13 protein-coding genes are annotated in these 11,902 nt (G+C 52.0%); 1 reads left to right on the forward strand and 12 read right to left on the reverse strand.

The features are described 5' to 3' along the window. Nucleotides 1-265: 265 nt before the first annotated feature. Nucleotides 266-2,050, forward strand: coding sequence for an alkaline phosphatase D family protein (locus KJY73_RS03410; RefSeq protein WP_232848380.1), 1,785 nt, complete (start codon nucleotides 266-268; stop codon nucleotides 2,048-2,050). A 407-nt stretch (nucleotides 2,051-2,457) separates the two neighbouring features. Here KJY73_RS03410 and secD read toward each other — a convergent pair whose 3' ends face one another. From secD to KJY73_RS03470, 12 genes are all read right to left on the reverse strand, one after another. Then, nucleotides 2,458-4,965, reverse strand: a complete 2,508-nt coding sequence (secD, locus tag KJY73_RS03415) for a protein translocase subunit SecD (protein WP_214340338.1) — start codon at nucleotides 4,963-4,965, stop codon at nucleotides 2,458-2,460. Nucleotides 4,966-5,040: 75 nt separating this feature from the next. Further along, nucleotides 5,041-5,409, reverse strand: a complete 369-nt coding sequence (locus tag KJY73_RS03420; RefSeq protein ID WP_214340339.1) for a hypothetical protein — start codon at nucleotides 5,407-5,409, stop codon at nucleotides 5,041-5,043. A gap of 207 nt (nucleotides 5,410-5,616) precedes the next feature. Further along, nucleotides 5,617-6,150 carry a PEP-CTERM sorting domain-containing protein gene (locus KJY73_RS03425; protein ID WP_214340341.1) on the reverse strand — a complete coding sequence of 178 codons (534 nt, stop codon included), beginning with the start codon at nucleotides 6,148-6,150 and terminating at the stop codon, nucleotides 5,617-5,619. Between the two features lie 397 nt (nucleotides 6,151-6,547). Further along, nucleotides 6,548-7,120, reverse strand: coding sequence for an elongation factor P-like protein EfpL (gene efpL / locus KJY73_RS03430; protein ID WP_214340343.1), 573 nt, complete (start codon nucleotides 7,118-7,120; stop codon nucleotides 6,548-6,550). A 129-nt stretch (nucleotides 7,121-7,249) separates the two neighbouring features. After that, nucleotides 7,250-7,606 carry an energy transducer TonB gene (locus KJY73_RS03435; protein ID WP_214340345.1) on the reverse strand — a complete coding sequence of 119 codons (357 nt, stop codon included), beginning with the start codon at nucleotides 7,604-7,606 and terminating at the stop codon, nucleotides 7,250-7,252. Nucleotides 7,607-7,794: 188 nt separating this feature from the next. Next, nucleotides 7,795-8,334, reverse strand: coding sequence for a hypothetical protein (locus KJY73_RS03440; RefSeq protein WP_214340349.1), 540 nt, complete (start codon nucleotides 8,332-8,334; stop codon nucleotides 7,795-7,797). After that, nucleotides 8,334-8,963: a TetR/AcrR family transcriptional regulator gene (locus KJY73_RS03445; protein ID WP_214340351.1), complete on the reverse strand. Its 630-nt coding sequence runs from the start codon at nucleotides 8,961-8,963 to the stop codon at nucleotides 8,334-8,336. The genes KJY73_RS03440 and KJY73_RS03445 overlap by 1 nt, the downstream gene beginning before the upstream one ends. 87 nt (nucleotides 8,964-9,050) lie before the next feature. Then, nucleotides 9,051-9,419: a hypothetical protein gene (locus KJY73_RS03450; protein WP_214340353.1), complete on the reverse strand. Its 369-nt coding sequence runs from the start codon at nucleotides 9,417-9,419 to the stop codon at nucleotides 9,051-9,053. After that, a complete protein-coding gene (locus KJY73_RS03455) occupies nucleotides 9,400-9,750 on the reverse strand; it encodes a VOC family protein (protein WP_206592503.1) in 351 nt (116 codons plus the stop codon). Before KJY73_RS03455 ends, KJY73_RS03450 begins: the two co-directional genes overlap by 20 nt. Nucleotides 9,751-9,767: 17 nt before the next feature. Beyond that, complete coding sequence (locus KJY73_RS03460) at nucleotides 9,768-9,941, reverse strand: hypothetical protein (protein WP_214340355.1); 174 nt, start codon at nucleotides 9,939-9,941, stop codon at nucleotides 9,768-9,770. A gap of 81 nt (nucleotides 9,942-10,022) precedes the next feature. Then, nucleotides 10,023-11,138, reverse strand: coding sequence for a 2-iminoacetate synthase ThiH (thiH, locus tag KJY73_RS03465; RefSeq protein WP_214340364.1), 1,116 nt, complete (start codon nucleotides 11,136-11,138; stop codon nucleotides 10,023-10,025). Then, complete coding sequence (locus KJY73_RS03470; RefSeq protein ID WP_214340371.1) at nucleotides 11,135-11,902, reverse strand: thiazole synthase; 768 nt, start codon at nucleotides 11,900-11,902, stop codon at nucleotides 11,135-11,137. The genes thiH and KJY73_RS03470 overlap by 4 nt, the downstream gene beginning before the upstream one ends.

Raw genomic sequence — 11,902 nt, forward strand, 5'->3', positions numbered from 1 at the left:
GGGCTGCTGGCCAAAGGCAAAGATAAACCGTCCCGCGGGTGGCGAGAACCTGATGTGTCCGGTGAGTGGACGGGCAGGGGGAGGAGTGATGTGCATAGCCATATAATAGGGGCGAGCAGGGTGAAAACCTATGGCTCACCACCTGTAAATGAAAAAAATATGTCACTAAATTTTGGTAAAAAACTCGGGATTACACTGTTACTTTCAAAAGACTGTCATAAAGCTTGGTTACCCTGCGCGCAGATTTTCGACTGGAATTTGCATAATGAAGTTGACCCGCAGAAGTTTCCTTAAAGCCTCGGCTGCTGGATTTGGCGCCGCAGTGCTGTCTTACGGGCTGACAGGTTGTGGCAGCAGTTCAGACAGTGGCAGCGACAAAGTAGATGTTTCTTTTGACCATGGTGTAGCCAGTGGTGACCCACTTCACGATGCAGTGGTGATTTGGACCCGTGTCACCCCCAAGCTGGCTGCGGCCAACTCGGTGCAAGTGCGCTGGGAAGTCGCGCTCGACAATACTTTTAAGGAAATGGTGCACGACGGTATGGTGCAGGTGGGTAGCGACACCGATTTTACCCTGAAGGTCGACTTACAGAACCTGGAAGCCGGAACCCGCTATTACTACCGCTTCGCCTCCAACGAGCGTTTATCCCCTGTGGGCACTACCCGCACTTTGCCTGAGGGTGAGCTGGATCAGGTAAAGCTGGCGGTGATGTCCTGCTCTAATTACCCGGCCGGTTACTTTCATGCCTATGCCGAGGTGGCTAAGCGTGACGATCTGGATGCAGTACTGCACCTTGGTGATTACATTTATGAATACGGCGCTGGCGGCTATGCCAGTGACGATGCCCAGGCACTGGGCCGCAGTTTCCCGGCCGACAACAATAGCGAGCTATTAACCCTAAGCGATTATCGTAAACGCTATGCGCTGTATCGCACCGACAAGGACCTGCAGGCGCTGCACCAAGCCGCGCCCTTTATTACGGTGTGGGATGACCATGAGGTAAGTAACGATACCTGGCGGGATGGTGCACAGAATCACAATGAAGGTGAAGGACACTTTGATGACCGCAAACTGGCGGCGTTAAAGGCCTATTTTGAATGGATGCCGATTCGAGGCCAGGACAGCAGCCAGCCAATTTATCGCAAATTCGAATTTGGCGACCTGGTCAGCCTGTATATGTTAGATACCCGAGTGCTGGCCCGCGACAAACAGCTAAGCTATGCGGACTTTGACCTGACCAGTCAGGCCGGACAAGGGGCTTTTATGGCGGCGCTGACCGATGCCAATCGCAGCCTTTTGGGTGGCCAGCAGCTTAACTGGCTAACCGACAATATGGCGCTATCTGCCGCCACCTGGCAGGTATTGGGCCAGCAAGTGCTGATGACTAAAATGTGGCTACCGGCCGAAATTATGCTGATTTTAGGTAGTGTAGAAGCCACCTTGGCTGCTGGTGGGGATGTGTCGGCAATATTGGCAGAGGCTAATGTGCTGTTTGCTGAACTGGCGCAAATCAAAGGCCGCGTGCTGGCCGGTGATCCCAGTGTAACCGCGGCTGAGCGGGCCAGAGTGGAAACCACAATCCCTTATAACCTGGATGCCTGGGACGGTTATGCCTACGAGCGTGAAGCCTTGTTAGGTGCCGCTCGTGCCATGCAAAAGAACTTGGTGGTGCTGGCCGGTGACACTCATAACGGCTGGGCCGGTAACCTAGTCACCGCAGCCAATAATCCGCTGGCCGCTAATAGCTATGCCGGGGTGGAATTTGCGACCTCGTCGGTATCTTCACCAGGTATGGAGGAGTACCTTAGCCTGGACACCACTAACCCACAGGCCATCGCGCAAACCGAGCAGGTGATAGGACTGCTGATTGACCATCTGCATTATACCAACCTGACCGATCGTGGCTTTTTAACCCTGACCTTCAGCCGCAACTATGTGGATGCCCAGTGGCACTATGTCAGCAGCGTCAAACAGCGCGACTACCTGATGTTGGAAAACCGCCGCCATACTATGCGGGTATGGGCAGGGGCTAATCGCCTGGATGCCTAGCCTTTCATTGGCGGAAAATCACCACAAGCGGAAGCTGTTCAATGCTTCCGCTATTCTTGGATTTTGATATTTACCACTAAGAACACAGAATGCACGGAGGGGATGCTTTTAGTTGTTCTTCGTGTGCTTCGTGACCTTCGTGGTTTTATCTTGTCTTCGGGAACCCCAAGATGAAAGCGTGCATAAATGCAGGTCTTATCTCCATGGTTGGTAGACTCATAAAGCGTTAGTTTTTCGCCACTAAGAACACAGAGAACATAAAGGGGATTACTTTTTGTATTTCTTCGTGTGCTTCGCGGGTATTTATTGAATGCCCAGCGCTGGGCTAAAACGTAAAATACCAGGGCATAGAGGTTCTATACACCTACCTTCTATGCCCAGACTGCTTTGTATTCGCAAAGCTCACTCTATGGCAAATGCGCCAACTCTTGCTGGATCTCCTCGGCTGTGGGCCTAAGCTGCGGCTTGCCTTTGGCGGCGCGGCGTTTACTTAATATCGACAGAATCGGCGTGGCGATAAAGATGGTGGAGGAGGTGCCTATCACCACCGCAAACAGCATGGGCAGAGCAAAGCTGTTTACCGCATCACCACCGGCGATACCCATGGGCAGCAGTGCCAAAAAAGTGGTTACCGAGGTATACAAGGTACGGGTTAAGGTGGAGGTCACCGCCCGGTTCATCAGGCTGTCAATATCCGCCTCGGGTTCGAGCCTAAATAGCTCCCGTACCCGGTCAAACACCACCACTTTGTCGTTGATTGAATAACCCAACAAGGCCAGTAGGGCTGCCACGGCGGTGAGGTTAAACTCAATGCCGGTGAGGGCAAAAAAGCCGATGGTTTTGGTTAGATCCAGGCCGATAGTGGCCAATGCTGCCACGGCAAAATGCGCTTCAAAGCGCAGCCACAAGTACACCAGCATACCGCCGCCAGCAATCAGCAAAGCCAGAATCGACAAATCAGCAAACTCGCCGCTGACCTTGGGGCCTACCACATCCACCTTGGGAAAGCTGGCGTCGGCATTAGCTGCAACAATAGTGGCCTTTAATTGCTCAACAACCTTGGGCGCAGGACTGTCACCGCCATTGTTAGCCGCGCGCAGCAAAAATTCATGCTCGGCGCCGTATTCCTGGATTGCTATCTCGCCCAAGCCCTGGCGTTCAATGGCAGAGCGCAGATCGTCCACAGCCATGCCCGGAGCATGCACTTCCATCATAATGCCGCCGGTAAAGTCTACCCCGTAGTGCAGGCCGGGTTTAAAGAACAGGCCGATAGACAACAGTGTCAGCGCCACAGAGACACACAGCGCCGGTACTTTGCCGCGTAAGAAGTTCACTTCTTTTTTCGGCATCCAGCGGCTGATATCCAAGCCACCCATCGGCATGGGCTGGCGCTCCTTGCCTTTGACCCGCCACTGCATCAACAGGCGGGTCAGGGATACCGAGGTAAACAGTGAGGTCAACAGACCCAAAGCGATGGTTACCGCAAAGCCTTTGACCGGGCCGCTACCGAACATAAACAGCAGGCTAACGGCAATTAATGTGGTGAAGTTAGAATCGATAATAGTGGCGAAAGCCTTATCAAACCCCGCTTTTAAGGCAATACCGGCGGGTCTGCCTTTGCGGGTCTCTTCCTTGATGCGCTCATTAATCAGAATATTGGCATCCACTGCCATCCCTATGGTCAGTATCAGGCCGGCAATGCCCGGTAAGGTTAACGTCGCGCCAAATAAGCTCAGTAAACCGAACACCAAACCAATATTGACACTCAGCCCCACACAGGCAATCAGGCCCCAGCCCCCATAGGCAACCAGCATATACACCAGTACCAGCGCCGCACCTAATATGCCGGTGGTCACGCCCATTTGAATGGCGTCGCTGCCTAAATCCGGCCCCACAGTGCGTTCTTCCACCACAGTGAGTGGCACTGGCAGGGCTCCGGTTCGTAGCATCAATGCCACATCGTGAGCTTCGGCCATAGTAAAGCTGCCACTGATTTCACCGCGCCCGCCAGGAATGGCGCTACGGATAACAGGTGCAGTAACCACTTCATCGTCAAGTACTATGGCCAGCACCCGGCCAATATTGCTTTTGGTCATATCGCCAAACAGCTTGGCACCCTGGCTGTCGAGTTTGAAGTTAACTACTGGCTGGCCACTTTCCTGACTAAAGGCGGCCTGGGCATCAACAATATGGGTGCCTTCCAGCGCGACGCGAGTTTCCAGAAAGTAAGGCATGCCCTGACGGTCTTTTACCATTATCGCCCCGCTAGGCGACGGCTGTTGCCAGTGAAAACTCATCTGCGCTGTGGTGCCAAGCAAGGCTTTGATTTGTTGTGGATCGCTCACCCCAGGCATCTGCACTAAGATGGCATCTTTGCCCTGGCGGGTAATGCTGGGCTCGGTTAAGCCGGTTTCATTCAGTCGTTTACGCACTACATCCAGGCTGCGGTCAATGGCGTCTTTCAAAAGCGCCTGTTGGAAAGCCTCGCTGAGCTGCATCACCACTTTATTGCCTTGTAGTTCAAGGCTGATACCGCTACGACCATTGTTGAGCAGATTGAGGCTGGCTGCCTGTTTGGCCACTTGAGGCCATTGGCTGACATCCTTAAGCACAAAGCTGCGCTGTTGTGGCTGGTTGTTGTCACCACGGCTGTAGCGAATATGCTGCTCCCGCAATGCGCTCAGTAGCTGGTCACTGGCGTCATCCAATTGTTGTTTAAATAACGCCTGGGTATCGGCTTCTAAAAGCAGGTGTGAGCCGCCTTGTAAGTCCAATCCTAAGGCCAGGGTATTGTGGTTGTACCAATCGGGTAATTTGTTGGCTACCGAGGTTGGCAGCAGGTTAGGCGCGGCGCTTAGCAGGCCGAGCAGCATAATAAGCACGTACCCAAAGGCACGCATGGAAAATACGTTCATAAGTAATCCTGAAAACACAAAATGCACAAGCAGCCGCGCTGCAAACAGGCGGCTGGTTAATAAGGCTGTGAAGAATTACTGAACAGGCGGCGCTCTGGCCTGAGGAAGGCCGTAACAGCTATGGGTAGTGAAATCACCGGCGATTGCCGGTGCGTCAAGGCCTTGATGGCCAAAGCTGTTAGGGCGGCAAGCTGTTAGCCCATGATCAAGGTCGTTGCCGCTGTCATGACGCTCTTTTTGTATTGCCGATGATTTACTGGAGCGCAGCGTGACCGTGGCCCATTGGGTAAAGGGCTGAATCTGAGTAGAGTCATGCTGAACTAACTGCGCACGGGCAGTCGGCGTAGAACCGACCGAAACGCCCAGCACAAGAATCGCCATAAGCATCGCTGAAAACAGCGAGGCCATGCGGCTGGTCATTGTGTGGTTAGGTTCGTGGCGCATCAGAACTCCGATAAATCAGACGCTACTATACAGTAGCTGAAGATAAAAAGCGGGTGAATTTTCGGCGTTGTTGATTTGGCCTGCTTTTCTTAATACAAAAAGGCAGGTAGATGAGAATTCAAGCCCTTGCTTTCCTTCATCCCTGACGCGAGCGCCAAATAAACAAAAACGACTCCCAGGGGAGTCGTTATATGTCTCAAGCAAGTTTTACCCTAGGCGCTTTCTTTTGCGATTAACCGCTACGCCAAGCAAACCAAGGCAGATTAAGGCGAGTGACGCGGGTTCAGGTACGGCTGCAGCGGCAGAGGTTATTCTGGCATTTGCAATAATATTTACAGGGCTGTTCGCTGTGCCAGCAGAATACTGAAAATCCCCAGTTGCGCTGCCTGATTGCAAGGAAGACAGGGATATATACCAGAGAGACCAGTCGCCAAAATTGCCTGAGCCGGTAAAAAAATGTGTCACGGGTCCTTCGCCAATTAGGTCTGCACCCAGGAATAATAAATTGCCATCTATAGTAAACATGTCGGTTCCGCCAGTGATAAAGTTCTTTGTCACCGAAAATCCAGCGGCAGTAGAGTTAATATGGCTTTGGCTGGTGTCAAGGTTGGTAAAAGAGAAGCTCCCAGAGTAAATGCCGACTTCGAAGTTCCAGGTGCCACTGATAATGGCTGCCTGCGCACTGCTCACACTTACCAGTGTCATTACCATAACTAACATGAATTTACGTAAAGTTGTCATAACCATGGATCCTTATTGTTTTTCAAAAATCTCTCCAGCAAGTTATGCGCCAGTAAATATACTTCAATAATAACAAATGCTTGAGTTGTCTCTTTGGAAGAAAAGTGATGGTTTTGTATAAAAATCCGACAGCATTCCTGTTTGGTCAATTGAGTTAAACCTTAGTTTTATAGGCTGAAGCAGAGATTTAGTTGAGAAACATTTGTGAATGCAAACTGGGTTTGTTTATTTACTTTGCATGAGGCGCAGCTACTCACCGCAGGGCAGGGTAATTGCAACAAGTCATGTATCTTTGGTCGCTACGTTTGGTGTTCTTGGTGGTGAATGTATGAATTACCGCAGCACTAAAAGCAAAAAGCCCGGCAACGCCGGGCTTCTTCGTATCAGGCAACAGAGCTTATCGATCCGCGCGCCCTTGGAACTTGCGCTCTTCAATATTCACACGGATCCAATCGCCGGTGGCGACATATTCGGGTACTTGTACCACCAGGCCGGTGGAGCACTTGGCTGGTTTGGTGCGAGACGTGGCAGAGGCACCCTTGATAGACGGATCGGTTTCTACTACTTCCAGTTCTACACTGATAGGCAGGTCCAATGCAACTGGCACGTCGCTTACGATCAATACCTGGATACCGTCGGTTTCTTCATTGATAAACAGAATCTCTTCGGCAATGGCATCTTTGTTCAGGTTGTACGGGGTGTAGTCTTCCTTATCCATGAACACATACTCGTCACCGTCGATGTAAGAAAACGTGGCCTGACGACGCACCAAATCAGCCAGTTGCAGCATGTCGGAATCTTTAAAGGTTTCGTCAAATTTGGCACCGCTTACCACATCGTACATACGCATACGGTAAATGCTGCCACCTGCACGGCCTTGTGGCACAGAACGCTCGATATCACGAACGATACAGGTTTTGTTGTTATAAACGATGGTTGAATTCTTTTTGATTTCACTTGCTTTTGGCATTGCTATGTCCTGATTGCAAACTGGGCTAACCAATAAAGGCGGCATTTTAATCCATCTATTGACGGCTGAATATGGATTATTGCCAATACAGCGCAGCCGGGAATGCGTATTTAGGTTACAAGATAATTTTTAATTATGCTGATAGCCGCAATTTTCCTCGGCTTCAGCAATGTTTCTAGCCCCTTTAACCATGAAATCCATTTGAACACGAGTGAAAACAGGCTGACCTTGAGACTCATTGGTCGCTGACTTCCAACGCCACTGGGCTAAAGCATCTGCGGCTTTTTGATCAAATATCCCTTGAGGATAGGACTTTATTATCCGGTACCCTTCTGGGTGACCCTGTGCATTAATGCCGAATTCAAACTGTACACAACCTGACCGCCGGTCGGCGGCAGCAGCAATAGGGTAACCTGGATAGGTGCGCTTACTTTCTTGCCAGTATTGGCGTTCTGGCTTGTCGCCTTGAACGGCCGTTAAGTCCAAATAGGGTAGGTTGTTATTCTGTTCTGGCGCAGGCTCAGTGGTGGACTGGCAGGCGCTCAAGCCCAGTAATGTTCATAAAATAACGTGTTTCATGGGTGTCATCCTGACGGTGGCAATCTATTGCGTATCTTGCTGAAAACTTACCTTATCAGCGCCCCGGCAAGGCGACAAATATTCTGTTTTACTGACTAAGCACGGTAGTGATTAACCGCAAAGCTGAACATAACCTTGAGCATAAAAAACACCGAGACCAGGGCAAACCAAACCGGCAGTGCCAGTTGCATCAATACCAACAAGCCAGCGCCCATCAGGGCGGCAGCGGTAAACAACTGAAAGGGAGAGCCGTGCAGGGCATTTACAATCAGCGCACTGACGATAGTTATGGCCCAGATAAGTGCGGCACTTGCCAGGTCGGCACCCATTAGCCAGGCAACCAGCGGCAGATGCAGGTGAATGGCAATAAACACCAGGCGGCTGGAGGGGCGCTTGGCATAATAATTATTGGTGCCCTGACTGAAGTTGGCGATAAACCCGGCCAGAATGTCGGCCACGATTAACAGACCCACCATCAGCTTCCAGCTTGCTAGGTTGTGCGGCAGCAACTGAAACTGATAGTAGATACAGGCCGTACCCAGCAGGGCAAAGAGCAAAATCACCAGGATCTCTGTGACAGACTGCTGTTCACCAAATACCTCATGTAGGGCTTGTGGCATAGGACGACGGCGCATCAGCATTCCTTAATGAACTGAAAAAATAGCTGAGTTTTTCGCTCGGCATGTTGCTTTAACTGCTCGGCTGACAAAGGCATCCGGCCGGTCATTTGCAGCTCGTCATAGAAACCACTTTTCCATAGCGCGAAAAGCATGTGGGCGGCCTCTTCTGCTGTCAGTTTATTTCCATGTGCGTGCAGAAAAGGCGCTAGCATGGCGGTCAGATTGGCCAACACCCTGGCCGGGCCACAAGTGAATAGCTGCTTACCAAGCTCCGGGAATTGGCGCTGGGCGGCGCTAATTGCTGTATCGAACAGCAGTACATCGGGACGGGAGATCAGGCTAAGGATTTGATAACCCAAGGACGATAATTGAGTCTGCAAATCCCTTTGGGTAGCAGATTGGCTGTCGCTACTTAAGGCTGGTTCTGTGCTTAACGCTTGTTCGGTATGAAATGTCACATAGGCTTGCACCAGGTTGGCCAGATCGCCATAACGGCGATACAAGGTAACCTTGGAAATACCGGCGTGCTTGGCTATGCCTTCCATGGTCAGTCCGGCCAGGCTTTTCTCCATAACAAGTTCGGATACGGCCTGCCATACCGCCTGAGTACGGGCCGGGTCTATGGGTCTTCCTGACTTTGCCATGGGCTAAGATACGCAGTTCACTATATGTTCGCACGGTAGCACTTGAATATAGTGAACACAATCGTTTCGTTATTGGTTTGTTTTACGTCAGCGGGTTGCGGTAGTTTGCTCGCACATGGTTTTGCTGGCCGGTTCACAGCCATCCAGGCACATCACCAGGCCTTTGTCATTGCGCTCGGCGCCGCCGCCAAGCGCGGTTGAACACCAGGTTTGCATATTCTGATCAATACGACATTTGCCCTTGCCGCACAGCACCTCTCCCATGCGGTCGCGAATGGCTTCGCCATCTTTAAAGGCTGAGCAAAATACCTGGCCGGATGAATCCCGCGCGCAGCTGCCTTTACCACAGATCACATCGCCCCCGGCGTCCTTTAAGCAGTCGGCCTGTGCACCGCTAGCCATGACCCCTAAGGCCAGAAACAGCGGCACTGCGACCTTACTCAGACCAGACCGCATATTCATTCTCGCTGGGATCGGTAAAGTGGAAACGCCGACCGCCGGGGAAGGCGAAAATGGGTTTGATAATCTTGCCGCCAGCCTGCGTTACGGCATCTTGGGTGGCGACAAGATCCTGGCTGTACAACACCATCAAAAGGCTGCCGCTGGCCACGGACGCAGACGCATCAGCGCGGTAAAAACCGCCGTCCATGCCGCCGTTGGTAAAGCAGCTATAGTCTGGCCCGTAGTCAACAAACTGCCAGCCAAACACGCTTTGGAAAAAGGCGCGGGTGGCCTCAAGATCTTTGGCCGGTAACTCCAGATAATTGATTTTATGATGTTCCTTCATGCTTGGCTCCTAGTGGGTTATTCGGCGCGCAGAATAGCGGCAATTTCCTCTTCCATTACTCTGGCTGCTTGTTGACGGGCTATGGACATAAAGGGCGACCCTGCGTCCCATACCTCTTCAATAACCTCGTGATTGCGTTTAAATTTCTGTTCGACATCTTGTAAGGCAATGATCATTTGTTCTTTGGTCATGACTTTTCCTTGAATGGCTTGTGCTGCTCTTGCGAAATTATCAGAAGGTTTAGCATAAATCATCGGTCAGGCATAACCTTATCAGGCCTGCGAGTAACTCTTTTCCCAGTCCTTCCAAACTGGCTGCATACCCGCCTTTTTTACTGCTTCCGCGACCACTTGTGGGGCTCTGGCATCGTCAATCTCGAATTGCTCCAAGGCCTTGTCTGCATTGGCATAGCCACCAGGTTGAGTGCTGGATCCGGCGCTTAAGCTGGTGACACCCAGGGGCAGTAGTTTGTCTCTGAATTGCGCCGACTCGCGGGTGGAAAGGCTAATTTCCACTTCACTGTCCAGTAAACGGTAGGCGCAAATTAACTGCACCAACTGGCGGTCGCTCATCTGGGTCTTATCCAGCAAGCCCCCGGAGCAGGGCCGCAGGCGGGGAAAGGACAGCGAATAGCGGCTGCGCCAGTAGGTCTTTTGCAGATATTTTAAATGCAGGGCAGCGAAAAAACTGTCGGTGCGCCAGTCATCCAGACCAATCAGAACCCCCAATCCCATCTTATCTACCCCGGCCCGGCCAAGGCGCTCAGGGGTATCCAGGCGCCAGTCAAAGTCCATTTTTTTGCCTTTCAGATGATGCTTGGCATAAGTGCGCCGCTGGTAGGTTTCCTGATAAACCAGCACGGCATCCAGGCCCAGTTGGCACAGTTCACGGTATTCGGCTTCGGCCAGCGGCTGCACTTCCATGGTCAGGTAGCTGAAGTGGCGCTTGATAACCGGCAGGGCCTGGCGAAAATAGTCCATGCCCACCTTAGTTTCATGCTCGCCGGTGACCAACAGCAAAGAATCAAAGCCCATGGCTTTGATGGCCAGACACTCGGCTTCTATTTCGTCCAGGCTGAGGGTTTTACGTTTGAGCTTATTACTCATGGAAAACCCACAGTACGTGCAGTCATTGGCACACAGATTCGACAGGTACAAGGGAATGTAAAATTGCAGGGTATTGCCAAAGCGCTGACGGGTCAGACGGTAAGACTGCTGTGCCATCTCTTCCAAAAAGGCGTCGCCGGCCGGTGAAATCAAGGCCATAAAGTCCTGTAGATCCCGCTTGGATTTGCTCAGGGCACGGCGCACATCCGCTTCAGTGCAGGCATTAATTTGCAGGGTAACGTCGTCAAAGTCCCAGTTTTCAAGCAAGGCGGCAAAGCTCATAAGTGCTCCAGAAAACCGGTCAGGGGGCTGGATGCCACGGCATTTTTTTGCACACTGCCAAGGCCTGCCTCAAAGGCGGTGCGCCCGGCTGTCACTGCTTGTTTGAAAGCCCGCCCCATGGCTACAGGGTTAGGGGAAACGGCAATGGCGGTATTAACCAGTACCGCATCCACGCCCATTTCCATGGCCTGGGCAGCATGACTGGGCGCGCCGATGCCAGCATCGACAATCACCGGCACCTGGCTTTGCTCGACAATAATGTCGAGAAAGTCTTTGCTTAGCAGGCCGCGGTTGGAGCCAATCGGTGCCCCCAGGGGCATAACCGCAGCGCAGCCAACTTCCTGCAAACGCATACATAACACTGGGTCAGCGCCGCAATAGGGCAGCACGATAAACCCCTCTTTGACCAGCTGTTCTGCTGCTTTAAGGGTTTCGATTGGATCCGGTAGCAGGTAGCGCTGATCCGGATGGATCTCCAGCTTAAGCCAGCTAGTCCCTATGGCTTCGCGGGCGAGGCGAGCGGCAAAAACAGCCTCTTCGGCGGTTTTGGCCCCTGAGGTATTAGGTAATAAACGCACCCCCAGCTCTTGCAGTGGGGCCAGAATATCGTCTTTGTTTTGCACCAGATCCAGCCGTTTCAGGGCCAGTGTGACCAGTTCGGTGCCACTGGCAGACAGCGCTGCCTGCATGCTTTGCCCGCTGGCAAACTTGCCGGTACCGGTAATCAAACGGGAAGAAAATTGAGTATTGGCAATAGTGAGCAT

Source organism: Bowmanella yangjiangensis (genome assembly GCF_018531185.1).
Taxonomy (GTDB): Bacteria; Pseudomonadota; Gammaproteobacteria; order Enterobacterales; family Alteromonadaceae; genus Bowmanella; species Bowmanella yangjiangensis.

What these genes read in the sequence shown, in the direction of transcription:
- KJY73_RS03410 (WP_232848380.1), top strand. Translation starts at nt 266, where the DNA reads ATGAAGTTGACCCGCAGAAGTTTCCTTAAAGCCTCGGCTGCTGGATTT.
- secD (WP_214340338.1), bottom strand. Translation starts at nt 4,965, where the DNA reads ATGAACGTATTTTCCATGCGTGCCTTTGGGTACGTGCTTATTATGCTG.
- KJY73_RS03420 (WP_214340339.1), bottom strand. Translation starts at nt 5,409, where the DNA reads ATGCGCCACGAACCTAACCACACAATGACCAGCCGCATGGCCTCGCTG.
- KJY73_RS03425 (WP_214340341.1), bottom strand. Translation starts at nt 6,150, where the DNA reads ATGACAACTTTACGTAAATTCATGTTAGTTATGGTAATGACACTGGTA.
- efpL (WP_214340343.1), bottom strand. Translation starts at nt 7,120, where the DNA reads ATGCCAAAAGCAAGTGAAATCAAAAAGAATTCAACCATCGTTTATAAC.
- KJY73_RS03440 (WP_214340349.1), bottom strand. Translation starts at nt 8,334, where the DNA reads ATGCGCCGTCGTCCTATGCCACAAGCCCTACATGAGGTATTTGGTGAA.
- KJY73_RS03445 (WP_214340351.1), bottom strand. Translation starts at nt 8,963, where the DNA reads ATGGCAAAGTCAGGAAGACCCATAGACCCGGCCCGTACTCAGGCGGTA.
- KJY73_RS03450 (WP_214340353.1), bottom strand. Translation starts at nt 9,419, where the DNA reads ATGCGGTCTGGTCTGAGTAAGGTCGCAGTGCCGCTGTTTCTGGCCTTA.
- KJY73_RS03455 (WP_206592503.1), bottom strand. Translation starts at nt 9,750, where the DNA reads ATGAAGGAACATCATAAAATCAATTATCTGGAGTTACCGGCCAAAGAT.
- KJY73_RS03460 (WP_214340355.1), bottom strand. Translation starts at nt 9,941, where the DNA reads ATGACCAAAGAACAAATGATCATTGCCTTACAAGATGTCGAACAGAAA.
- thiH (WP_214340364.1), bottom strand. Translation starts at nt 11,138, where the DNA reads ATGAGCTTTGCCGCCTTGCTTGAAAACTGGGACTTTGACGACGTTACC.
- KJY73_RS03470 (WP_214340371.1), bottom strand. Translation starts at nt 11,902, where the DNA reads ATGCTCACTATTGCCAATACTCAATTTTCTTCCCGTTTGATTACCGGT.